The organism is Nocardiopsis synnemataformans, assembly GCF_965343085.1.
In the GTDB taxonomy this organism is placed as follows: Bacteria; Actinomycetota; Actinomycetes; order Streptosporangiales; family Streptosporangiaceae; genus Nocardiopsis; species Nocardiopsis alborubida.
The window spans coordinates 1-25,355 of record NZ_CBDRFA010000013.1; the positions used below are offsets into that span (position 1 = coordinate 1).

9 protein-coding genes are annotated in these 25,355 nt (G+C 75.6%); 5 read left to right on the plus strand and 4 right to left on the minus strand.

Features of this window, described 5'->3' with window-relative positions; all coding sequences use genetic code 11:
* A partial coding sequence (locus ACSIH6_RS09710; RefSeq protein ID WP_435107901.1) for a DUF2637 domain-containing protein occupies window positions 1-516 on the minus strand: 516 nt, incomplete at its 3' end.
* A gap of 292 nt (window positions 517-808) precedes the next feature.
* Here ACSIH6_RS09710 and cysS point away from each other — a divergent pair.
* From cysS to ACSIH6_RS09730, 4 genes are all read left to right on the plus strand, one after another.
* Window positions 809-2,212, plus strand: a complete 1,404-nt coding sequence (gene cysS, locus ACSIH6_RS09715; RefSeq protein WP_435107902.1) for a cysteine--tRNA ligase — start codon at window positions 809-811, stop codon at window positions 2,210-2,212.
* Between the two features lie 133 nt (window positions 2,213-2,345).
* Window positions 2,346-3,305: a 23S rRNA (guanosine(2251)-2'-O)-methyltransferase RlmB gene (rlmB, locus tag ACSIH6_RS09720; RefSeq protein WP_435107903.1), complete on the plus strand. Its 960-nt coding sequence runs from the start codon at window positions 2,346-2,348 to the stop codon at window positions 3,303-3,305.
* 178 nt (window positions 3,306-3,483) lie between these two features.
* Entirely contained in the window at window positions 3,484-3,780 is a 297-nt protein-coding gene (locus tag ACSIH6_RS09725; RefSeq protein ID WP_435107904.1) for a DUF8129 domain-containing protein, read from the plus strand.
* A gap of 52 nt (window positions 3,781-3,832) precedes the next feature.
* Window positions 3,833-4,855, plus strand: a complete 1,023-nt coding sequence (locus ACSIH6_RS09730; RefSeq protein WP_435107905.1) for a DNA topoisomerase IB — start codon at window positions 3,833-3,835, stop codon at window positions 4,853-4,855.
* A gap of 41 nt (window positions 4,856-4,896) precedes the next feature.
* On the opposite strand, the gene ACSIH6_RS09735 is transcribed toward ACSIH6_RS09730, so the two are convergent.
* The 3 genes from ACSIH6_RS09735 to ACSIH6_RS09745 are packed head-to-tail and all read right to left on the minus strand — an operon-like array spanning window position 4,897 to window position 14,343.
* Window positions 4,897-5,106, minus strand: a complete 210-nt coding sequence (locus ACSIH6_RS09735) for an MbtH family protein (protein WP_017563712.1) — start codon at window positions 5,104-5,106, stop codon at window positions 4,897-4,899.
* A 53-nt stretch (window positions 5,107-5,159) separates the two neighbouring features.
* Window positions 5,160-12,926: an amino acid adenylation domain-containing protein gene (locus ACSIH6_RS09740; protein WP_435107906.1), complete on the minus strand. Its 7,767-nt coding sequence runs from the start codon at window positions 12,924-12,926 to the stop codon at window positions 5,160-5,162.
* Between the two features lie 37 nt (window positions 12,927-12,963).
* On the minus strand, window positions 12,964-14,343 hold the full coding sequence (locus ACSIH6_RS09745; protein ID WP_435107907.1) for a serine hydrolase domain-containing protein: 1,380 nt from the start codon (window positions 14,341-14,343) through the stop codon (window positions 12,964-12,966).
* A gap of 1,151 nt (window positions 14,344-15,494) precedes the next feature.
* Here ACSIH6_RS09745 and ACSIH6_RS09750 point away from each other — a divergent pair.
* Entirely contained in the window at window positions 15,495-25,241 is a 9,747-nt protein-coding gene (locus ACSIH6_RS09750; RefSeq protein ID WP_435107908.1) for an amino acid adenylation domain-containing protein, read from the plus strand.
* Window positions 25,242-25,355 lie beyond the last annotated feature (114 nt).

Below are 25,355 nucleotides of genomic sequence, written 5' to 3' on the forward strand. Positions count from 1 at the left end.
GGGGTCGTCCGCCGGACGCGGCCTCGCCACCCGGGCACGGCGGCGCCTGCGCGTGTGCGCGCGCAGGGTCATCCACAGCAGGAAGGCGACCAGCAGCGCCGCGAGCGGCGCCACCGCCACGATCACGTTGGCGACCCCCTGGTGCACCCGCTCGACGAGTTCCAGGCTGCTCATCAGCATCGCCGCCGCGGCGAACAGGACCAGCACCGGGATCAGCACCAGGTCGACCCAGAGCCGCTCGCGCGGGGGCGCTCCGCGCAGCAGGTAGCTCACCCAGCACGCCATCATCAGCAGCAGGGTGTAGGTCACCGGGAACACGTGGGCGAGGAGGCTGCCCTCGTGGCCGCCGTACTCGGCGAACTGGAAGATGCCGTTGTAGGAGATGACGAGGGCGCACAGGGCGATGAGGCCGACGAACAGGCCGCCACCGACGAGAGCACCGGCTCCCGCGCCGCGACCTGCCGCGGGCCTACCGTTCCGTGTCCCTGACTCGGGGGCGTTGTTGTAAGGGGCCATCGCCTTCGCAGCGTAGTCGAGGCGGTGCCGCGAACACGAGATTCCGGCTGATTATGGTTGCTTCCAGGCGAGCCATCCCCAGGCGTTCTGTGTCGTTCTGTCGGAATATGCAGGGAGTAGTGGCAGGGAGAACCGCCGGACCGGGCTTCCGGTCAGGGTTATCTCACACCTCTTCTGCCCGAATACGGCCAATCACATATACGCACTTGGGGATGTCCGGGAGAGCTTCTCCCACCTGGGAGTCCCTGGTTTGTGACGTCGCTGTGAGGGGAAAGGGGATACGCTTGACAACGTGAGTCTGCGCTTCTATGACACCAGTGCCCGACAGGTCCGCGAGTTCGTCCCGCTGCGCGAGGGGGCCGCCTCCCTGTACCTGTGTGGTGCCACGGTGCAGGCACCCCCGCACATCGGGCACATACGCTCCGGAGTGAACTTCGACATCCTGCGCCGCTGGCTGACGCACCTGGGATACGACGTCACCTTCTGCCGCAACGTCACCGACATCGACGACAAGATCATCCGGGTCGCGTCGGACGAGGGCGTGCCCTGGTGGCAGGTCAGCGAGCGCAACCAGCGCGCGTTCACCCGGGCGTACGAGATCCTGGGCTGCCTGCCGCCCACCGTCGAGCCGCGGGCCACCGGGCACGTGCCCGAGATGGTCGACCTCATGGACCGCCTCATCGACGCGGGCCACGCCTACGCCACCTCCGACGGCTCCGGTGACGTCTACTTCGACGTGCGCTCCTACCCGCCCTACGGCGGCCTGTCCAACCAGCGCCTGGACCAGGTCGTGGAGTCGGCCGACTGCGATCCGGGCCGGGACAAGCGCGACCCCCGCGACTTCGCCCTGTGGAAGGGCGCCAAGCCGGGCGAGCCCAGCTGGCCCACCCCGTGGGGGCGCGGCCGCCCCGGCTGGCACCTGGAGTGCTCGGCCATGGCCACCAAGTACCTCGGCCCCAGCTTCGACATCCACGGCGGTGGCCTGGACCTGGTCTTCCCGCACCACGAGAACGAACTCGCCCAGTCCCGCGCGGCCGGGGACGGCTTCGCCCAGTACTGGCTGCACAACGGGCTCCTCGTCGTCGGCGGCGAGAAGATGAGCAAGTCGCTGGGCAACTCCCTGCTCATCCCGCAGATGGTGCGCAAGGTGCGCCCGGTCGAGCTGCGGTACTACCTGGGCCAGGTGCACTACCGCTCGGTCATCGACTACTCCGACGCCGCCCTCCAGGAGGCGGCCACCGCCTACCAGCGCATCGAGGGCTTCCTCACCCGCGCCGTCGAGGTGCTGGGCGAGGTCGTCCCGGCCGCGGACGTGCCCGCGGAGTTCGCGTCCGCGCTCAACGACGACCTCGGGGTCTCCCAGGCCCTCGCCGTCGTGCACGGCCACGTCCGCGAGGGCAACACGGCGCTGGCTGCGGGCGGCAAGGAGCAGGCCGCCGAGATCGCCGGTGAGCTGCGCACCATGCTCGGCGTCCTGGGCCTGGACCCGCTCGGGGAGCAGTGGGCCACCGGCGGCGCCCAGGGGCTGCGCGAGGTCGTGGACGCCCTGGTGGCGGTCGCCCTGGAGCAGCGCCAGGCCGCCCGCGGCCGCAAGGACTACGCTGCGGCCGACGCGATCCGCGACCAGCTCGCCGGGGCGGGCGTCGTGGTCGAGGACACCCCGGAGGGCCCGCGCTGGGACCTGCGCCGCGACTGAGGCGGCCCGTGCGGTGGCGCGGCGGCGTTAGTCTGGGAGTTTGCCGCCGCGTTCACGCCGGCAGGCCACATTCCACCAGCCGGATGCCCCGCGCCTCCGGTATGCCCGCAACACTGACGGGGAGGCGGCGACCATGCCGGCGAAGAAGAGCAAGAAGGGCCCGACCAAGGGCAGCGGAGGCAAGAACCGCCGCTCCCTGGAGGCCAAGAGCGGTACCCTGCCCGCCGAGCAGCGGCACTGGTACGAGGGCAAGCAACGGGCCAGGGCCGCCCGCCGCTCCGACTCCGGCGGCCAGGCCCGGGGAACGCAGCAGGGGGAGCGCCGCCGTCCGGACGCCTCCGACCTGCTGGTGGGGCGCAACCCGGTGGTGGAGGCGCTGCGCGCCGGTATGCCCGCCACCCGCCTGTTCCTGGCCAACAGCCTCGACCCGGACGACCGGGTCAACGAGGCGGCACGGATCGCGGGCGAACGCGGCCTGGACGTGCTGGAGGTCACCCGGACCGAGCTCGACCGCCGCTGTGAGAGCAACGGCCAGCCCGGTGCGGCCCACCAGGGGCTCGCGCTCCAGGTGCGCCCCTACCAGTACCGCGCACCCGAGGCCCTGCTGGACGCGGCGCTGGAGTCCGACTCCCCGGCGCTGATCGTGGCCCTGGACGGGGTGACCGACCCGCACAACCTCGGCGCCATCGCGCGTTCGGCCGCCGCGTTCGACGCGCACGGCCTGCTCATCCCCGAGCGTCGCTCGGCCGGGGTCAACCTCACCGCCTGGAAGACCTCCGCGGGAACCCTCGCCCGGCTGCCCGTGGCCCAGGCCACCAACCTGACCCGCGCGCTGGAGGGCTTCAAGAAGGAGGGCCTGTTCGTCGTCGGCCTCGACGCCGGTGGCGACACCCCGATCCCGGACCTGGAGCTGGCCACCGGCCCGCTGGTCATCGTGATCGGCTCCGAGGGCAAGGGCCTGTCCCGCCTGGTGCGCGAGACCTGCGACGTGGTCGCGAGCATCCCGATCGGCAACGCGGAGTCGCTGAACGCCTCCGTGGCCGCCGGGGTCTCCCTCTACGAGGTGGCCCGCCGCCGCGCCGCGGCGAAGTAGCACCCCCGCCGCAGTCCGCGGGGACCGGGCCGGGGGCCCACCGAACCTCCGGGCCCGGTCCCGTCCGGCTCCGCCGCCGCGGAGCCGGACGCAGCGTGCGACCTCCCGTTTTCCGGTCGGGCCCCGCGGGTAGCTGTGCTGCTGCACCTGACCATCGCAGAGGAAGCAGGTGGGCGGCATGGCGGCGACTCCCCCTATCCCCGACTACGAGGACCTCTCGATCCGGGCCCTGGACGAGCGCGTCCGCTCCCTCCCCGCGGAGCGGGTGCGCGAGCTGATCGCCTACGAGGAGAGCCACTCCGGCCGGATGGAGGTGCTGGAGCTCCTGGAGGACCGCCTGCACTCGGTCGAGGGGAGGGACGAGGCGCACCGGGGCGCCGGACCCGAGGGCCGCCATGATGTCGCCGCCGACGCGGCCGACGCGCGGGCGGTGCCCCGGAGCCCGGAGCGCCCGCCCGGCCGCGACCAGTCCTGACCGGGCGAACGGTCCAGGGAGTGCGCATGGTCGTCCGTGAGGAGGCCGCGGTATGAGGCTGCGGCGCAGCGATCCCGCCTCGCCGGGGATCACCCGGATCCGGCGCGGGCGCGGCTACCGCTACCACGGTCCGGACGGGAAGCCGGTCACCGACCCCGACGAGATCCGTCGCGTCAAGGAACTCGTCGTGCCCCCGGGCTGGCACGACGTGTGGATCTGCCCCTCGCCCGAGGGGCACATCCAGGCGTGCGGCACCGACGACGCGGGCCGCCGCCAGTACCTCTACCACCGGGAGTGGCGGCGCCGGAGCGAGGAGGCCAAGTACGACCGGATGCTCGACTTCGCCGCGCTGCTCCCCGGGATCCGGAGCACGCTGACCGAGCATCTGGGCCGCCGCGGGCTGGGACGCGAGCGCGTCCTGGCGGCGGCCGTCCGCCTGGTCGACCTCGGCTTCCTGCGGGCGGGGGGCGACGCCTACGCCGCCCGCAACGACTCCTACGGGGTCGCGAGCCTGCTGCGCGAGCACGTTCACCGCAGTCGCGGCACGGTGGTGTTCGAGTTCCCCGGCAAGTCCGGCCAGGGCCAGCGCGTCGAGTGCGCCGAGCCCGAGATCCGCCGGGTGGTCTCCGGCCTCCAGCGCGTCCGCTCGCCGGGGCAGGACCTGTTCGCCTACCGCGTCGGCGACGACTGGCACGACGTGAACACCGACGACCTCAACTCCTACCTGCGCGGGGTCGCCGGGGAGGAGCACACGGTCAAGGAGTTCCGCACCTGGCACGCGACGGTCCTGGCCGCGGTCGGGGTCGCGGTGGCCGTGCCCCCCGAGGACGACGAAGCCCTGGCCCGGCTGAGGACGCACGTGGTCCGCGAGGTGGCCGACTACCTGGGCAACACCGAGGCGGTGGCCCGGGACTCCTACATCGACCCCCGCGTCTTCCGGCTGCACGAGCGGGGCGTGACGGTCGCCGAAGCGCTGCCCGCCCTGGGCAGCGAGGTGCCCGCAGGCGAACTCGCCACCCAGGGCGGGGTGGAGGAGGCGGTGCTGCGCATGCTGCGTGACGACAGCGACGCCTGACAGCGCTGGGGACGCGCCGGACCCGCGCGCCCCCGGCGCGCTCAGCCCTCCTGCGCGGCGATCAGGCTCGCCGGGCGCAGGTCGGTCCACTCGCGTTCCACGTACTCCAGGGCCTCGGCCCGGGAGGACTCGCCCTGCGCCACCCGCCATCCCCGGGGCACCTCGGCGAACGCGGGCCACAGGGAGTGCTGGCCCTCGTCGTTGACCAGCACCAGGAAGCGGGCGTCCTCGTCGTCGAAGGGGTTGCTCACGTCGGTCTCTCTCCTTGTCGTCGTGGGTGCCGCGCGCCGTCCGCGCGGCACGGTCAGCGCGCCCGGCGGTTCCGCGCGCGCCCGCGCCCGGCGTCGCGCACGAGGCCGCGCAGCCGTTCGGCGTACTCGTCGGCCAGGGCCCGCACCGTCGCGGCCCTGTGCCGGTGGGCCGAGTAGGTCCAGGAGAACTCCAGCCGCTCCCCGGTGACGCCGCCGGTCACGTCGAACAGGCCGGTGCGCTCCTCCTGCGGGGCGTGGTCGCACGGGGGCAGGGACAGCAGGCGCCCCACCGGTCCGCCGTCCTGGTCGCCGAACCGCCCCAGGTAGTTGAAGGCCACCTGGGGTTCGGGCATCGCGGCCAGCGGGGCCGGAGCCCCGTCGCCGCCCAGCTCGCGCAGCGCCCCGAACCCGATCCCGTCCGGCGCCGCCCGCCGCTGGGCCCGGGCGGCGGCGACCGCCTTCGCCGTGCCGGTGCCCGGGGGGACCACCAGCAGCACCGGGTGGATGGCGGTGAACCAGCCCACCGTGCGGGACAGGTCCACGTCGTCGAACAGGTCCTCGCGGCCGTGGCCCTCCTTGGCCACCAGCAGGCGCGGGTCGCCGCTCCAGTCGGTCAGCACCCGGCCCAGCGCGCCGAGCAGCACGTCGTCGATGCTGCTGCGCAGCGTGCCGGGCACCCGGCGCAGCAGCGCGTCGGTCTCCTCCGCCGACAGGGACGCCGTGACGATCCGCTGGGAGGCGACGTCGTTGGGGCCCGAGTCCAGCTCCACCGGGAGGCGGGCGTCCGCGGCCCGGGAGGCGAGGTCGGCCCAGTACCCGGCGTCCCCGTCGAAGGCACCTTGGGCGGTGTGGTGTCCGAGGCGGCGCGCCCACTCGGGGAAGGGGGTGGTGGGCGCGCCCAGGTCCACCGCGCTCCCGCGCTCCAGCTGCCCGTAGGCGGTGGCCAGGTCCTCCAGCAGCACCCGCCAGGACACGGCGTCGACCACCAGGTGGTGCGCCGACAGCAGCACCCGCGGGGCCCGGCGCCCGCCCGGGTCGAACACCACCGCCTCGAACAGGGGTCCCTCCGCGAGCCGCTTGGCGGGGCGCTCGCGCAGGGCCTCGCGCTCCACCGCCCGCTCCAGCTCCCCGTCGCCGCCGTCCACGCGCACCACCCTGGCACCGCGGGGCGCGTCGGCGTCCAGGTGCCCGCGCGGACCGTCCGCGGTGTCGGTGACCCGCAGCCGCAGCATGTCGTGGTGTGCGGGCAGGCTGTCGGCGGCCCGCGCCCACAGACGCGGGTCGGTGCCCTCGGCGGCCTCGAACAGCAACGACATGTCGAAGTGCTCGGGGCGGCGCGTGCGGGTGCGCAGGAACCAGCGGTCCACGGGCGTGGGCGGAACCGTCCCGGTGACCGGAACCCGCACGGCCGGGCCGTCCGCGGCCCCGCCCCGGTCGGCCGCGGCGGCCAGGTCGGCGACCGTCTGGTGCAGGAAGGCGTCGCGCGTGGTGATGTTCCACCCGGCCTCGCGCACCCGCGAGACCATCTGGATGCTCAGGATCGAGTCGCCGCCCAGGGTGAAGAAGTTGTCGTGGCGGCCCACCTCCCCGACCCGCAGCAGCTCCGCCCAGATGTCCGCGAGCGCCTGCTCGGCGGCGCCGCGCGGGGCCGCGTCCGGGGCCGCGCGCTCCCCGGGCCCGGCGGGTTCGGGCAGGGCCGCCCGGTCCACCTTGCCGTTGGCGTTGAGGGGGATGGCGTCCAGGAACACCACGGTGCCCGGGACCATGTAGTCGGGCAGGGTCCGGCGCAGCCGCTCGCGCACGTCCGGCAGGTCCGCGTGCTCCCCCGGGAGGGGAACCGCGTAGGCGACCAGGCCGCGAGCGCCCGAGGCGCCGCGGTGGACCTGGACGGTGGCCTGCTCCACGTCGGGCAGGCGCAGCAGGGCCGCCTCCACCTCCCCGGGTTCGATGCGAAAGCCCCGCAGCTTGACCTGTGCGTCGGCGCGGCCGGTGTACTCCAGTTCGCCGGAGTTGTTCCAGCGCACCAGGTCGCCGGTGCGGTAGAGCCGTCCGCCCCCGCCGAAGGGATCGGCGACGTAGCGCTCGGCGGTCAGCCCCGGGCGGCCGTGGTAGCCGCGGGTGACCCGGCCGCCCACGTACAGCTCGCCGACCGCGCCCACCGGCACCGGTCGCAGCCGCTCGTCCAGCACGTGCAGCCGGGTGCCGTCCAGGGGGCGGCCGATCGGCACCGGTTCGGGGGTGGCGCCCTCCCGGGGCAGCGCGTGGTGGGCGGCGAAGGTGGTGGTCTCGGTGGGCCCGTAGCCGTTGGCCACGGTCGTGTCCGGGCAGGCGCGGCGCACCCGTTCCACCGCGTGCGGGCTGGCCGCCTCGCCCCCGGTGATGACCTGCTCCATCCCGGCGAAGCAGGAGGGGTCCTGCGCGGCGTAGAGGTTGAACAGCGCCGCGGTGACGAAGGTGGCGCTGACCCGGTGCTCGGACACCAGGGCGGCGAAGCCGTCCGCGTCCAGCCGCCCCGGCGGAGCCACCACCACGGTGCCGCCGGTCAGCAGCGCCGCCCAGATCTCGTAGGTGGCGGCGTCGAAGGCGTGCGAGGAGTGGAAGAGCGTGCGCCGGGCGTGCCCGCCGGACCAGCGCCGGTCCGCGGCCAGGCGCACCACGTCGGTGTGGGTCACCGCCACGCCCTTGGGGACGCCGCTGGAGCCGGAGGTGTACATGACGTAGGCGAGCTGGTCGGGACGGGCGCCGTCCAGCCCCTCCGCCCCGGCGTCCGCGCCCGGTACGGCGTCGGCGGCGTCGACCAGCACCGCCGTGCGGGTCGGCGGCACCCGGTCGGCGGAGGCGGCGTCGGTGAGCACACAGGGCGCCCCCGTCTCGGCGACCAGGAGGCGGACGCGTTCGGCGGGGTCGTCGGCGTGGACGGGGACGTAGGCGCCTCCGGCGCGCAGCACCGCGAGCATCGCGGTGACCACGTGCGGCCCCCGCTCCAGCAGCAGGGGCACGGGCGTCTCGGGCCCCACCCCCAGCGAGCGCAGCCGCACCGCCAGCGCGGCCGAGGCCCGGTCCAGCTCGGCGTAGGTCATCATCCCCCCGGGGCCCGCCAGGGCCGGGGCGTCGGGGAGCGCGCGCGCCCGCTCGCGGAACACGCCGGGCACCGAGGCCGGGGGGTGGCCGGGCGCGCCCGTGCCCCAGGAGCGCAGGGCCTTAGCCTCCTCCGGCGCGGGAGCGGGGGCCAGGGAGCGCACGGGCGCCCCGGGCGCTCGGGAGAGCAGGTCGAGGACGGCGGTCAGGTGGTGGGCGATCCGGTCGGCCGTGCGGGCGTCGAACAGGTCGGTGTCGTACTCCACCGCGCCCAGCAGCCGCCCGTCCTCCTCCGCGAACTCCACCGTCAGGTCGAACTGGGTGTGCCGGTGGGCGACGTCGTGCGGGCGCGCGTCGAGTCCGCTCGCCCGCCAGGGGGCGTCCGGCGTGTTGCGCAGGGTCACCAGCGCCTGGACCAGGGTGGGGCGGGAGGGGTCGCGCTCCTGCCCGGTCGCGTCCACGACGCTGTCGAAGGGCACCTCGCCGTGCTCGAACGCGGCGAGGACGGTCTCGCGCACGTCGGCGAGCAGCGAGGCCGCCGTCGCGTCGGGGTCCACCCGGAGCCGCAGGGCCACGGTGTCGACGAAGAACCCGACCGTGTTCTCCAGGGCCGCGCTGTCGCGCCCGGAGGTCACCGTGCCCAGCACGAGGTCGCGCTGGCCGCTGTGGCGCGCGAGCGTCACCGCGGTGGCGGCCGCCAGCACCATGAACAGGGTCAGGCCGTGCCCGGACTCCAGCGCGCGGACGCCCTCGCGCACCCGCGCGGGGACCTCGAAGGCGCGCGCGGCGCCGAGGCCGCGCCGCCGGGCGGGCCGGGGCCGGTCGGTCGGCAGCGCCAGGGGCTCCACCCCGGCGAGCTGGTCGCGCCAGTACCGCAGGTGCTCCTCGAAGGCGCCCGAGCGGGCCCGCTCCTCCTGCCACACGGCCACGTCGGTGGAGCGCAGGCCCACCGGCTCCAGGCCCGCGGCGCCGGGCAGCGCGTCGGCCGGGGCTCCGGGCCGCTCGCGGGCGGCCTCGTAGAGCGCGCCCAGCTCCCCGACCAGCACCGACATCGACCAGGCGTCGGTCACGATGTGGTGCATGGCGATCGAGAGGACGTGGTCGCCCTCGTCCACGCGCACCAGCAGCACCCGGATCAGGGGTCCCCGGGCCAGGTCGAAGGGCCGCGCGGCAAACTCCTCCAGCAGCGCGTCCAGCCGCTCCCCGCGCTCGGCGTCGGGCGGGCCGTCCGACTCGGCCTCCTCCACGGGCGGGCCGTCCAGCGCGGTCTTCTCCACGGGCAGGCCGGAATCGGCGAGCACGACCTGGTGCGGCGTGCCGTCCCGTGACGGGAAGACCGTACGCAGCGCCTCGTGGCGCGCGGACAGAGAGTCCAGGGCCCGCTCCAGCGCCGCGGTGTCCAGCTCGCCGGACAGGCGCAGCGCGCCGCCGGAATTGTACCCGGCCCCTCCGGGCGAGTACTGGTCCAGGAACCACATCCGGCGCTGGGCGGCGGACAGGGGCGCCGGGCCCTCGTGCTCCACCCGCGCGGGCGCGTCGCGGCGGTCGCCGGAGCCGTCGTAGAGCTCGGCCAGCGCCGCGATGGTCGGCCGCTCGAACAGAGCGCGCAGCGGGGGCCGGGAGCCCAACCGCTCGGCGGCGCGGGCGAGCACGCGCACGCCGGTGACGGAGTCGCCGCCCACGCGGAAGAAGTCGTCGTGCACGCCGACGCGCTCCAGGCCCAGCAGGGAGCACCACACCCGCGCCAGCTCCCGCTCCGCGCGGGTGCGCGGGGCCGCGTGTTCGGCGCCGGAGCGCGCTGCCCAGTCCACCGCGGGCAGGGCGCGCCGGTCGGTCTTGCCGTTGGCGGTGACCGGGACGCGGTCCAGCACGACGAAGGCCGCCGGGACCATGTAGGCGGGGAGCACGCGGGCGGCCCGCTCCAGGTCGGCGGGGCTCGGGGCGTGCCCGGGGGAGGGGACGGCGTAGGCGACCAGGCGGCGCGAGGAACCGGTGCCGTCGACCACCACCACGGCCCGTTCGACCCCGGGCAGGCGGGTGAGGGCGTGCTCGACCTCGCCCGGCTCGACGCGGTGGCCGCGGATCTTGACCTGGTCGTCGGTGCGGCCGAGGAACTCCAGCCGCCCGCCGACGCGGCGGACCAGGTCGCCGGAGCGGTACATGCGCCCGCCCTCGGCGTCCGGGTCGGCGACGAAGCGCGCGGCGGTGGTGCCGGGCAGGTTGAGGTATCCGTGCGCCAGCCCGTCGCCGCTGATGTAGAGCTCGCCGGGGACGCCGTCGGGCACCGGGCGCAGCCAGCGGTCCAGGACCCGTACGCGGGTGCCCGTCGCCGGATCGCCCAGGGGAGGGCCGCCGCCGCCCGACAGCGGCGTGCTGAGGGTGGTGCACACGGTGGACTCGGTGGGGCCGTAGCCGTTGTACACGGCCCGGTCGCCGCAGAAGCGGGCGACCTGCTCGCCGGGGCAGGCCTCGCCCGCCACGAGCAGGTGCTCCACCGGGCCCAGCTCCTCCGGTGACAGGCCGGGCAGCAGCGCGGGAGGCAGCGTCACGTGGCTGACGCGGTGCTCGCGCAGGGCGCGGGGCAGCCCCTCGCCCGCCAGGGACGGCCGCGGCAGCAGCACGGCGGCCGCGCCGTTGAGCAGCGCCACCACCAGTTCGGCGATGGCCGCGTCGAAGCTGGGGGAGGCGAACTGGAGCATCCGCGAGCCGGAGCCCACGCGCATGCGCTCGCCCTGGAACGCGGCCAGGGCCGCCAGGCCGCGGTGCGCCACCAGGACGCCCTTGGGCCTGCCGGTGGAGCCGGAGGTGTAGATGAGGTAGGCGGGGTCCTCGGGACGGATGTGCTCGCGCAGCGGCTCCGCCCGGGCCACGCCGGGGTCGGCCGCGTCCACCAGCGGACCACCCCCGGGCAGGCGCCGGGCGCCCGCGGGATCGGCGACCACCGCGCGCGGCGCGGCGTCGTCGAGGATCGCGGCCAGCCGCTCCTTCGGGTACTCCGGGTCCAGGGGCACGTAGACCGCCCCCGCGTACACCACCCCCAGCAGGGCCTCGGCCAGGGCCGGTCCGCGCTCCACGCACACGCCGACGCGGTCGCCCCGCGCCACGCCCAGTTCCCGCAGCCGCCGGGCCAGGCGCGCGGCCCGGTCGTCGGCCTCGGCGAAGGAGACGGTGCGGTCCGCGCCGACCAGGGCGGGGTCGTCGGGGCGCAGGCGCGCCCGCTCGGCGAACAGGTCGGGCAGGCTCCGCGGCCGGGGGCCGGGCGCCCCGGTCCAGGAGCGCTCCAGCTCCCGTGCCCGCTCGGGGCCGACCAGCGCCACGGCGCGCAGCGGCCGGGGGTCGTCGGCGTTCTCCAGCACCCGCACCAGGTCCTCGACCAGGCGCTGCACGGTGGCGCGGTCGAACAGGGCGGTGTCGAACTCGGCCGAACCGGCGACGCCGCCGGGCCCGGGACGGAACTCCAGGGTCAGGTCGAAGACCGACTGGCCGCGCCGCACCGGCACCGGTTCGGCCTCCAGGCCGCCCAGGCCCGCCGCCGCGGGCTCCTGGGCGCTCTGGAAGACCACGGCGGCCTGGACCAGCGGCGGCACGGCGGGGTCGCGTTCGGTCAGGACGGCGTCCACGACCGTGTCGAAGGGAACCTCGCCGTGGTCGAGGTCGGCGAGGAACCCGGCGCGCGTCCGGTCCAGCAGCGCGCCGAAGGACAGCTCCTCGTCCACGTGCTGGCGCACGGCCAGGGTGTTGACGAAGAAGCCCGTCATCGCGTGCAGCCGCCGGTCCTCGCGGCCGGAGGTGACGGTGCCCAGCACCACGTCGGGGTTGCGGCTCCACCGGGCCATGGTCACCTGGGCCGCGGCCAGCAGCACCGTGGACAGGTGGGTGCCGTGGTCGGCGGCCAGGCGTTCGAGGCGCTCCACCAGCGGCGCGGGCAGGGCGAAGGGCAGGGTGTCGCCCGCCCCCTCGCGCACGGCCGGGCGCGGGCGGTCGGTGGGCAGTTCGAGAACGGGCGGGTCGGCGAGCCTGCGGCGCCAGTGGTCCAGGGAGCGGGCCAGGGCGGGGCCGTCCAGGCGGGCGCGCTGCCACGCGGCGTAGTCGGCGTACTGGGCGGGCAGCGCGCCCAGGTCCGAGGCCAGGGAGCCGGGCGCGCGCCCGGGGTCGGCGGTGGCGGCGCGGTAGAGGGTGTCCAGTTCGGTGCGCAGCAGGTCCAGGGACCAGCCGTCGGTGACGATGTGGTGCAGGCACAGCACCAGCACGTGGGCGCGGGGCCCCTCGGCCAGCAGCCGGGCCCGCAGCAGGGGGCCGCGCTCCAGGTCGAAGGGCAGGGCGTACTCGCGGGCCGCCAGTTCGGCGGCCTCCTCGCGGCTCCCGGCCGCGGTCACCGGCAGCTCCACCTCGTGGGGGGCGCCGATGACCTGGCGCCCCTCGCCGTCCACCTCGGTGAAGGTCGTGCGCAGGGACTCGTGCCGGTGCACCAGGGCGGTCAGGGAGCGCCGCAGCGCCCCGGCGTCCAGGTCCCCGGTCAGCCGCAGCACCAGGGCGGAGTTGTAGTCGGTGCGGCCGGGAGCCATCTGCTCCAGGACCCACAGCCGCTGCTGGGCGAAGGACAGCGCGGCCGGGCGGTCGCGGGGGACGCGGGGGATGTCCTGGCCGGTCCCGCCGCGCGAGCGCAGGCGGCGCAGGACCTCCTCGCGGGCCCTGGCCCGGGCGGAGTCGGGGGTGGGGTCGGCGGTGGCTTCGCTGCTCATGGTGGCTGTGCCGGTCCTCGTCTGCGCAGGGAGTGGGTCAGGCGTTGGGGCCCACGGCGAGCCCGCTCAGGCGCAGGGTGCGCCCGTTGTACTGGAGCGCCGTGGCGCGCCGGGGCTCGGCGGGGTCGGGGAGGAAGCGCCCGCTGAGCGCGATCCCGCCGTGGCGCTCGGAGACGACGCGGAAGGCGCCGCCCGGCCCGGTGGACAGCGCGCCCTCGAAGCCGTTGGACATGACCAGCCGGTACCCGTCCCGGCCCGGGATGACCTCGGCGGCCAGGCCGCCGTTGCCGTAGCGCCCCGTGACGCGGTCCGGGCCCGGCCCGGTGGCGGTGCCCTCGGCCGCGGCGTCGGGCTGGCGGTAGTGGCCCACGTCCACCCCCAGCTCGCGCAGGCCCCGGACCACGTGCTCCCAGGCGGTCACACCGGTGGTGGCGTTGGTGGTCAGCGCCACCACCGAGCCGCCCTCGGGGTCCACGCGCAGGTTGCAGGTGGCGCCGTCCAGGGTTCCGTCGTGGCCGTACCACAGGCGGTCCCCGGCCAGGTGCAGCGACCACCCGGCGCCCCAGCCGTCGGCCAGGCCGAAGGGGTCGGCCACGCTCACCGAGCGGCCCATCTCGCGCAGCACGTCCGGGGCGGCGACCTCGCCGTCCAGGGCGGCGTGCTCGGGGTCGAGGAAGGCGCGGCCGAAGGCCGCCAGGGCGGTGGCGCTGGCGGCCAGGCCCCCGGCCGGGGCCAGCGCGGGCTCGATGTGGAAGCCCACCGGGTGGGCCCGGCCCGCGCCGTCGACGGCGTGCCCGGTGACCAGGTCGGCGGCGGGGAGGGACCGCGGCGCCAGGACCGGAGCCAGCTCCATGCCGGTGGAGCCGCACAGGTGCGACTCCACGGTCTCCCACCAGCTCTGTCCGGTGACGGTCTCCACGAGTCGGCCCGCCACGGCGTAGCCGGTGTTGGAGTAGGAGAACAGCGTGCCCGGCTCGGCGATGCGGTCCTCGGGCGCGAGCGAGGAGACGTAGCGGCGCAGGGAGGGCGCGGGGGCGGCCTCGGAACGTTCCGAGACCAGCCCGGCGGTGTGGCTGAGCAGGTGGCGGGGGGTGACACCCCGCAGGGGGTGGCCGGGAGCGGCCCCGCCCAGGTGCTGTAGCACCGGGGCGTCGAGGTCGACGTCGCCGTCCTCCACCAGTTGCATGACCAGGGCCGCGGTGACGGTCTTGGTCACCGAACCCATCGGGAAGAGCGAGTCGGGCGCCACGGGGCGCTCCGTCTGGGTGTTCTCCACCCCGGTGGCGCAGGTGTGCAGCTCACCGCGGTGGTAGACCGCCAGTTGGGCTCCGGGGACGCCGGCCTGGTGAGAGGTCCGGCGGAGCAGGTCGGACAGGGCGTCGCGCACGACGTTCTCCTCGTGGGAGTCGGAGGGCACCCGAAAGGCCGGCGCTCGGGACGGGAGCGGCCGGTCGCTTCGGCGGGGACGGGGCGGTACACCGCACGTGCCACGGATACTCACATATCGCTTCGAATCTTGGCAAGGGTTTCGGATATGTCGGGAACCAGGTGACGGGGAATACGGTCCGGGCGTTCCGGGAGATTTCCGGGGTGTGAAGACATTCACCCCGGGCGGGGGCCTCCGTGTTTTTCGCTGTGTCCCCCTGCCGTTAGCAGGGAGTTCGCCTTCCGGTCGGGATGGTGAAGGCTTCGACGGAGGGTCCGTGTCTCGTTGTGGCGTCGGTCGACAACGGCCCCGGTTTACCCGTGTGTATGTGTTCCTTCTCACCCGTTCGTGCTGATGGAGGGGGGATTGCGGCCAATAGTGCTCCTGTTAGCGCGGGCGTTGCTTTGATCGTTGAAACGGCGGATTTCCTGCTGGACGGGGGACGAAGAGATCGTCGGTTGAACGCGGTTCGGTCTTTTGCGGAGAACCTCATGTGCTGGGTTCCAGGATGTGGTATGAGCCGCATGAGGGCTCTGAACAGCGGTGACGTGCTCACCCGGCTGGCGCACCCCTCCGCGGGGTGGTGCGGAGGCGCGGGGCGGGGGCCTGTGGCGGGGTGCGGTTCCGGCGGTGTCAGGTGTCGGAGGGTCAGTGCGCGAAGACCGGTCTGCGACCGGATGCGAAGTTCCCGGATGGCCGCATGTGGACAGGTATTGGACATTTATTTACTGTGAGTAATGTAACCACTCCGCAAGGTATCTAAACCTTCCACCGTCGTGCGGCTTTTGTTCGCTTTGTCTGACTTTGTGTTGGCGTGATCTGTTGAATATAACTTTTGTTGTATTTTGTCTGATTTGGGGTCGAAGTATTCCGTGTGGCGCAAGGTGTTCGGTGTGGGATTATCTGTCACCGAAGGGAATTTCGAAATGACGAGCTTTTTGGTAAAGTGCCCGGTTGGATAAGGCGATGTGGCAGGCTCTGTCCTCGTACGGCGGCCCGTCGGGAATGGCGGTCCGATTCGCCTCCGCACCCCTCCGCCGGACGGCCGCGCCACCGCGGCGGCGGAGCACCCGGCCCTCACTCCGTCCCCACGCCCGCCCTTCCGCCGCCCTCCCTTTCGAACACGCGCCAGGAGCCGTCACGTGCTGTCCTCCCAGGAGTCCACCCGCTTCGCCCTCGACCCCGCGGACACGGTCTCGCCCTCCTCGGTCCCGGAGGCCTTCGCCGGGCAGGCGGCCCGCACCCCCGACGCCCCGGCCCTGCTCGGCGGCTTTCCGGCGGTGACCTACGCCGAGCTCGACGCCCGCTCCGCCGACCTGGCGCGCCTGCTGCTGGCCCACGGGCTCGGTTCCGAGGGCACCGTCCTGCTCGCCCTGGAGCGGGGGCCGCACGTGGTCACCGCGATGCTCGCGGTGCTGCGCGCCGGAGGCGCCTACGTCCCCGTCCACCCCGACGACCCCGCCGACCGGCTGCTGGCCGCCGCCGAGCGCACCGGCGCGCGCCTGGTGCTCACCGACCGGGTGATCGGCCCCCGCCTGCCAGCACGCCTCGCCGACCTGGCCCGGATCCTCGACCTGGACGCGGAGGGCGATGCGGAGGCCGGAGGGGACGGACGGGACGGACGGGACGGAGCAGCCAGGGGCGGTGCCACCGGAGACGGTTCCTCCAGGAACACTGTCACCAGGGACGGAGCAGCCGGGGGCGGTACCGCAAGGGACGGCGCCACCACGGGCGGCGTCGCCGGGGACGCCCCCTCCGGCCCGGAGCTGCCCGCGCCCCACCCCGGCGCGCTGGCCTACGTCATGCACACGTCCGGTTCCACCGGGGAGCCCAAGGGCGTGGCGGTCACGCACGCCGACGTGGTGGCCCTGGCGCGCGACTCTCGTTGGGGCGGTGGCCGTGACGAGCGCGTGCTGCTGCACTCCTCGCACGCCTTCGACGCGGCCACCTACGAGATCTGGACGCCGCTGCTGCGCGGCGGCGCCGTGGTCGTCGCACCCCCGCAGCGGCTCACGGCCGGGGAGTTCGGCGCGCTGGCCCGCCGCCACCGGGTGACCTCCACCTTCGTCACCGCCGCGCTGTTCGACCTGTTCGCCGCCCAGGACCCCTCCTGCTTCGCCCCGCTGCGCGAGGTCATCGCCGGAGGCGAGGCCGTCCCGCCCGGAGCGGTCCGCGCCGTGCTGGACGCCTGCCCCGGCACGGCGGTCGCCAACGGCTACGGGCCCACCGAGACCACCACCTTCGCCACGCACTTCGCCGTGGACCGAGACCGGCCCCCGCTGCTGTCGGTGCCCGTCGGCACGCCCCTGGACGGCGTGCGCGCCCGGGTGCTCGACGACCGGCTGAACCCGGCCGCACCGGGGCGGGTGGGGGAGCTCTACGTCGGCGGGGCCGGGGTCGCCCGCGGCTACCTGGGCCGTCCGGGGCTGACCGCGGAGCGCTTCGTGGCCGATCCCCTCGGCAGCGGTGAGCGGCTCTACCGCACCGGCGACCTGGTGCGCTGGAACGCCGACGGCCTGCTGGAGTACGTCGGCCGCGCCGACTCCCAGGTCAAGATCCGGGGCTTTCGCATCGAACCCGGCGAGATCGAGGCCGCCCTGCTCGACCAGGAGGGCGTCACCCAGGCCCTGGTCACGGTCCGCGAGGACGCCCCGGGCGCGCGCGTCCTGGTCGGCTACGTCGTCGGGACCGCTGACACCGCGGCCCTGCGCGAGCGGCTCGCCGACCGCCTGCCCGGCTACATGGTGCCCGCCGCCGTCGTGGCCCTGGAGGCGCTGCCCCTGACCGCCAACGGCAAGGTCGACCACCGCGCCCTGCCCGCGCCCGCCGTCCGCTCCGCCGCCGACCACGTCGAACCGCGCGAGGGCGCCGAGCGCGCCGCCGCCGAGGAGTTCGCCGCGGCCCTGGGCCTGGAGCGCGTCGGCGCCCGCGACGACTTCTTCGCCCTGGGCGGCGACTCCATCCTCGCCGCCCGCGTGGCCTGGCGCCTGGGCGAGCGCCTGGGCACCGGCCTCGACCCGCGCGCGCTGTTCCGCCACCCCACCCCCGAGGGCGTCGCCGCGGCGGAGGACGCGGGGCGCCGCGAGGAGCCCCTCACCCCGGCCGGGCGCGGCCGCCCGCTGCCGCTGTCGGCGGCCCAGCGCCGCCTGTGGTTCCTGCACCAGCTCGACGGCGACAGCGCCGAGTACCACACCGGCAGCGCCTTCCGCCTGCGCGGACCGCTCGACGTGCCCGCGCTCGGCCGCGCCGTGGAACTGCTCCAGGAGCGCCACGAGGCCCTGCGCACCACCTACGACACCGTCGACGGCGAACCCGTCCAGTACGTGCGCGCTCCCCGCGCCGACCTGCTGACCGTGCGCGAGGTCTCCTTGACCGACCCGGCCGACCGCGAGGAGGAGCTGCACCGGCACCTGCTGCGCGAGGTGGACACCCCCTTCGACCTCGTGGCGGGGCCGCCCACCCGCGCCCTGCTGCTGCGCCTGGACGACCGGGACCACGTCCTGGTCCTGAGCACCCACCACATCGCCTGCGACGGCTGGTCGGTCGACCTGCTCCACCGCGACCTCGCCGCGTACTACCGGGCCGCCGTGCGCGGCGAGGAGGCCGACACCCGCGCGGAGACCGACTACGCCGACTTCGCCGTCTGGGAACAGGGCCGCTGGGAGGGGCCCGAGGCCCGGCGCCGCCTGGAGTACTGGGCGCGCGCCCTGGAGGACGTGCCCCCGCTGGCCGTGCCCACCGACCGGCCCCGGCCCGCCCGGCGCACCACCGCCGGAGCCGTCCACCGCACCCGCCTGACCCCCGACCAGCTCCGGGGCCTGCGCGCCCTGGGCGGCGAGTGCGGCGCCACGCTCTTCGCGACCCTGGCGGCACTGACCCAGGCGGTGCTCTCGGCCGCGTCCGGCTCCGCCGACGTCGCCCTGGGCGCGGCCTCAGCCGGACGCGACCACCCCCAGCTGGAGGACATGGTCGGCTTCTTCGTCAACCCGGTCGTGCTCCGCTCGCGCCTGCGCCCGGGCACCACCGCGGCCGCGTTCGTCGGGCAGGTGCGCGCCGAGGCCGACGCCGCCCTCGCCCAGGAGATGCCCTTCGACCGCGTCGTCGACGCCCTGGTCACCGAGCGCGACCCCGCCCGCGGCCCCCTGTTCCAGGCGCTGATGGTCCTCCAGAACGCCCACACCGGCGGACTGGAGCTGGAGGGCCTGCGCGCCGAGGAGGTCGACCTGCCGCGCACCGCGGCCCTGGCCGACCTGGTCTTCGAGTACGCCGAACGCGACGGGGCCCTGCGCCTGTCCGTCGAGTACAACACCGACCTGTACGACGCCGGGCGCGTGGCGGCCCTGGCCGACGCCCTGTCCCGGCTGGCCGACGCCGTCGTCGCCGACCCGGGCCTGGACCTGGCCGCCCTGGACCTGCGTCCCGAGGCCGAACGCGCCCTCCTGGAATCCTGGGAGCACGCCCCCGCCCAGGGCGCGCCCGCGTCCGTGACCGCCGCGTTCGCCGAGCAGGTCGCCCGCACCCCCCGCGCTCCGGCCCTGGTCGGCGACTTCCCGGCGCTGACCTACGCCGAACTGGACACCCGCTCCGCCGACCTGGCACGCCTGCTGCGGGCGTGGGGGGTCGGCACGGAGGACGCCGTGCCCCTGCTGCTGGAGCGGGGGCCGCACGTGGTCACCGCGATGCTCGCGGTGCTGCGCGCCGGGGGCGCCTACGTCCCGGTCCACCCCGACGATCCGGCCGAACGCGTGGCCTGGACGGCCGCCCGCACCGGCGCGCGCGTCATCGTCACCGACACCGCCTCGCGCTCCCGCCTGCCCGAGGGCACCGACGCGCGCGTGCTGGTCCTGGACGGGCCCGGCCCCTACCCGACCGTGCGGACCGAGGACCCCCTGCCCGAGGCCGATCCGCGTGCGCTGGCCTACGTCATGCACACGTCCGGTTCCACCGGGGAGCCCAAGGGCGTGGCGGTCACGCACGCAGACGTGGTGGCCCTGGCGCGCGACTCTCGTTGGGGCGGCGGCCGTGACGAGCGCGTGCTGCTGCACTCCTCGCACGCCTTCGACGCGGCCACCTACGAGATCTGGACGCCGCTGCTGCGCGGCGGCGCCGTGGTCGTCGCGCCGCCCGGACGCATGAGCGCCGAGGAGTTCGGCGCGCTGGCCCGCCGCCACCGGGTGACCTCCACCTTCGTCACCGCCGCGCTGTTCAACCTCTACGCCGCCCAGGACCCCTCCTGCTTCGCCCCGCTGCGCGAGGTCATCACGGGGGGCGAGGCCGCCAGCCCGGCGAGCGTGCACCGGGTGCTGCGGGCCTGCCCCGGCACGGCGGTCGCCAACGGTTACGGGCCCACCGAGACCACCACCTTCGCCGCCCACCACACCGCCGCGCGCACCGCCGAACCGGTGCGCACCGTGCCCATCGGCACGCCCCTGGACGGCATGCGCGTTCGGGTGCTCGACACCCTCCTGCGACCGGTGCCCCCTGGCGCGGTCGGAGAGCTCTACGTGGGCGGTGCTGGTGTCGCCCGCGGCTACCTGGGGCGTCCGGGGCTGACCGCCGAGCGCTTCGTGGCCGATCCCCGCGGCAGCGGTGAGCGGCTCTACCGCACCGGCGACCTCGTGCTGTGGAACGGCTCCGGAGAGCTGGAGTACGTCGGCCGCGCCGACTCCCAGGTCAAGATCCGGGGCTTTCGCATCGAACCCGGCGAGGTCGAGGCCGCCCTGCTCGCGCTGGAGGGCGTCGCCGAGGCCGTCGCCCTCGTGCGCGCCGCACCCGGCGGCGGGCGCAGGCTCCTCGCCTACGCCGTGCCCTCGGCGGAGGACCCGGGGGAGGAGGTCGCGGAGGAGTGGCGCCGCGCCCTCGCCCGCACCCTGCCCGGCTACATGGTGCCCGCCGCCGTCGTGGTCCTGGACGCGCTGCCCCTGACCGCCAACGGCAAGGCCGACCACCGCGCCCTGCCCGACCCCGGGCACGGCGGGGAGCACGCAGTCCCCCGCACCGACACCGAGCGGGTCCTGGCCGAGGTGTTCGCCTCCGTCCTGGCCGTGGAGCGCGTCGGTGTCCACGACGACTTCTTCGCCCTGGGCGGCGACTCCATCCTCAGCATCCAGATGGTCTCCCGCGCCCGCAGGGCCGGTGTGGAGCTGAGCAGCCGCGACGTCTTCTCCCACCCCAGCGTCGCCGCCCTGGCCGAGGTGGCGCGCGTGCGGCGGCCCGGCGCGCTCGGTGTCGGACCGGTGAGCGGCCCGCTCACCGCCACGCCCGTCATGGGCTGGTTCGACCGCACCCACCCGGTGGCGCCCGACCACTTCGCCATGTCCGTGCTGCTCGACCTGGCCCAGCCCCTGGAACCGCGCGCCCTGCGCACCGCCCTGGCCGCCCTCGCCGACCACCACGACATGCTGCGGCTGCGGCGCGACGGCGACGGCCCGCGTGTGGCCGGACCCGGCACGGCCGCCCCGCCCCTGAGCGTGGTCGACCTGTCCGGGCACGGACCCGGGCGGGCGCGCGACCTGGCCGAGGAGAGCGTCCGGGCCGCCCACACCGGCCTCGACCTGGCCCGCGGACCCGTCTTCGCCGCCGTCCTGCTCGACTCCGGCCCCGAGGGCTCCCGGCTGCTGCTGACCGCCCACCACCTCGTCGTGGACGGGGTGTCCTGGCGGGTGCTGCTGGAGGACCTGGCCACCGCCTATCGCCAGGCCGCCGAGGGGGCGCCCGTGGACCCGGGGCCGCGCACCACGCCCTTCCCCGTGTGGGCCGACCGCCTGGCCCGGCACACCGCGCGGGGGGCCTTCGACGCCGAACTCGACACCTGGGCCGACGTCGCCGCCACCCGCACCGAGCTGCCCCGCGACCTTCCGGGCCGGGGCAACGGTCTGGTGCGCGACCAGCGGGTGGTCACCGCCGGGCTGTCCGAGGAGGACACCCGCCGCCTGCTGGGCGAGGCGCCCGCGGCCTTCCGCACCCGCGTCAACGACCTGCTGCTGTCCGCCCTGGGCCGGGTGCTGTGCGAGTGGACCGGCTCCGCGCGCGTGCCCGTGGACCTGGAGGGCCACGGCCGCGAGGACCTGTTCGAGGATCTGGACACCTCGCGCACCGTGGGCTGGTTCACCACCGTGTTCCCCGTCGTGCTCACCGGCGAACCCGACCGGTCCGACCGGATCCGCGCCACCAAGGAGATGCTGCGCGCGGTCCCCGGCAACGGCCTGGGCTACGGCGCCCTGCGCCACCTGGGCACCCCGGAGCAGCGGGCTCGCCTGGACCGCGACCCCGCGCCCGGCGTGAGCTTCAACTACCTGGGCCGCTTCGACACCGACCCCGGCCGGGGCGCCCTGCACACCGCGCTGCGGCTCAACCCCGGCGGCGAGCACTCCCCGGACGAGGAGCGCGCCCACCTGGTCGAGGTGGTGGGCCGCTTCGAGGGCGAGCGCCTGGTCTTCGACTGGTACCACGCCGCCACCGTCCACGACACGTCCACCGTGCGCCGCCTCGCCGAGGCGATGTCCGCCGAACTCGCCGCCCTGGTCGACCACTGCCTGGACCCCGCCCACGGCGGGGCCACCCCCTCCGACTTCCCGCTCGTGTGCCTGGAGCAGGCCGAGGTCGACCGCCTCGTCGGCGACGGCCGCGACGTCCAGGACGTGTGGCCGCTCACCCCCATGCAGCAGGGCATGTTCTTCCACTCCGCCCTGGAACCCGACTCCGGCTCCTACCTGGAGCAGGTCGTCGTCGACCTGGACGGCGTGGGCGACCCCGGGGCCCTGGGCCGCGCCTGGCGGCGGGTGGTCGCGGCCACCCCCGTCCTGCGCGCCCGCGTGGCCTGGGAGGGACTGTCCGAACCGGTCCTGCTCGTGCACCGCGCCGTCCCCGTCGAGGTGCGCCACCTCGACCTGCGCGGCGCGACGGAGGAGGAGCGCGGGCGGGCCCTGGCCGACCACCTGGCCGAGGACGCCGCCCGCGGCGTGGACCCCGTCCGCGACCCGCTCCTGCGCGTGGCCCTGCTGCGCACCGGCGACGCCTCCGTGCGCCTGGTGTGGACCTTCCACCACCTGGTCCTGGACGGGTGGAGCCTGCCCCTGGTGCTGGAGGACGTCCTGGCCGCCTACCGGGGCGGCGTCCCGGCCGCGCGTCCCGACTTCCGGGAGTACCTGCGCCGCCTGGCCGGACGCGACGCCGGGGAGGGGCTCGCCTTCTGGCGGGGCGTGCTGGAGGGCGTGGCCGAGCCCACGCCGCTGCCCTACGACCGGCCGCCCGCCTCCCTGCGTTCCGCGCGCTCCAGCGCCCGGAGCCAGGCCGTCCTCGCACCGGCGCGGGCCGAGGCCGTGCACGCCTTCGCGCGCGCCCACGGCCTGACCGTCAACGCCGTGGTCCAGGGCGCGTGGGCGCTGCTCCTGTCCGCGTACTCGGGGCGGGCCGACGTGGTCTTCGGCGCCACCACCTCCGGGCGCCCCGACGACATGCCCGGGGTGGAGGCCGCGGTGGGCCTGTTCATCAACACCCTGCCGGTGCGCGTGGCCGTCGACCCCGCCGAGCCCGTGGCGCGGTGGCTGCGCCGCCTCCAGGAGGACCAGGCGCGCTCGCGGGCCCAGGACCACCTGTCGCTGGCGCGCGTGCAGGCCGAGGCGGGCCTGCCCGGCGACACCCCGCTCTTCGACAGCGTCGTGGTGTTCGAGAACTACCCCGTGGACGAGGCGGCCGCCGCCGAGCACGGGCTGCGGGTCCGGTTCGTCAACGCGGTGGAGGCCACCAACTACCCGCTCGCGCTGAGCGCCTACGCCTCCGACGGGCTGCGCCTGATCTTGGGGCACGATCCGGCGTGCTTCGACGCCGCGACCGCGGACCGCCTCCTGGGCGACCTGGAGCGCATCCTGGTCTCGCTCACCGAGGACCCCGAACGCCCCCTGGGGCGGGTGGCCGGGGCCGACCCGGCCCGGTCGCTGGCCCTGGCCGACGGCGGCGGCGAGGAGCCGCCCGCCGCCACCGTCACCGCCCTGTTCGCCGAGCGCGTCGCCCGCCACCCCGAGGCGACCGCCCTGGTCGGCGCGGACGGCGAGTGGACCTACGCCGAGCTGGACGCCGAGGCCGACCGGGTCGCCGACCGCCTGGCCGCGCTGGGCGTGGGCACGGAGTCCCGGGTGCTGTTGCTCATGCCGCGTTCGCCGCGGGTGGTGGCCGCCATGCTCGGCGTCCTGCGCACGGGGGCCGCCTACGCGCCGCTGCACGAGACGGTTCCGGCGGAGCGGGTCGCCTCCCTGGCGCGCGCCCTGGGCGCGCGCGTGGCCGTGGCCGGTCCCGACATGGCCGACCGCTGCGCGGACGTGGCGGCGGTGGTCGGCTACGCCGTGGACGGCACACTCTCTGGTGCTGGTGCTGGTGCTGGTGCTGGTGCTGGTGCTGGTGCTGGTGCTGGTGCTGGAATCGGTGCGGCTGCGGATGTCGGTGTGGGCTCGGATCAAGGTGTTGATGCCGGGATCGGTGCTGTCACCGGGGCGAGTACGACCGCCGGGACCGGGACCGGGACCGGGGACACGGGCGCGCGTGCGGAGGCCACGGCCCGGCGGGGGCCGGTGCACGGGAACACCGCCGCCTACGTCATGTTCACCTCCGGCTCCACGGGCACGCCCAAGGGTGTGGTGGTCGACCACCGGGCCGTGGTCGCCCTCAGCGCCGACTCCCGCTGGCGCGAGGGCCACGACAGGGTGCTGTTCCACTCCCCGCACGCCTTCGACGCCGCCACCTACGAGGTCTGGGTGCCGCTGCTCAACGGCGGGACCGCGGTGGTGGCCGACGGGCCGGTCTCCGCCGACGCCCTGCGCGGGCACACCGCCCGGCACGGGGTCAGCGCGGTCTTCCTCACCACCGCCCTGTTCAACATCTTCGCCCAGCAGGACCCGGAGTGCTTCGCGGGACTGCGCGAGCTGTGGACCGGTGGGGAGGCCGCCGACCCGGCCTCCCTCGCCCGCGTGCGCCGGGCGTGCCCCGACACCGCCCTGGTGCACGTGTACGGGCCCACCGAGGCCACCACCTTCGCCACGTGCACCCCGCTGAGCGAGGAGGAGGCCCGCGCCGGGCACTGCCCGATCGGCCGTCCCATGGACGCCACCGGCGCCCACGTCCTGGACAACGCCCTGCGCCCGGTTCCGCCCGGCGCGGTGGGCGAGCTGTACCTGTCCGGGCCGGGGACGGCGCGCGGCTACGACGGCCAGCCCGGCCTGACCGCCGAGCGCTTCGTGGCCGACCCCTTCGGCGACGGCGGACGGCTCTACCGCACCGGCGACCTGGTGCGCTGGTCCGCCGAGGGGCGCCTGGTCTTCGTGGGCCGCGCGGACGGCCAGGTGAAGCTGCGCGGATTCCGCATCGAGACGGGCGAGGTGGGGGCCGCCCTGCTGCGCGGGCCCGAGGTGGCCCAGGCCGCGGTGCTGGTGGCCGAGGCACCCACCGGAGGCCGCCAGCTCGTCGCCTACGTCACCGGACGGGAGGTGGACGCCGACTCGGTGCGCGAGCGCCTGTCCCGCGAGCTGCCCGCCTACATGGTGCCCGCGGCCGTCACCGTGCTGGAGGCGCTGCCGCTCAACGCCAACGGCAAGGTGGACCGCGCCCGCCTGCCCGAACCCGCCTGGGCGCGCGCCGCCGTGCCCGTACACGTCGAGCCGAGCACCCCCACCGAGGAGGCCGTGGCCGAGGTGTGGGGGCGCACCCTGGGGCTGGAGCGCATCGGGCGCGACGACAACTTCTTCGACATCGGCGGGGACTCGGTGCGCAGCCTCCAGGTGGTGCGCGAGGTCGAACGGCTGCTGGACGTCACGGTGCCCACCCGGCTGCTGTTCGACCACCAGACGGTGCGCGCCTACGCCGAGGCGGTGGAGGACGTGCTGCTGGAACAGATGTGACGCGGGTCGCGGGCGCCGCCGGTCGGCGGTGTCCGCGTGGGGCCTCGGTGCGCGGGGGCCTCAGTGCGTGGAAGACGATCCGGGGCGGCGGTATCCCGGCGGTGTGGTCAGCGC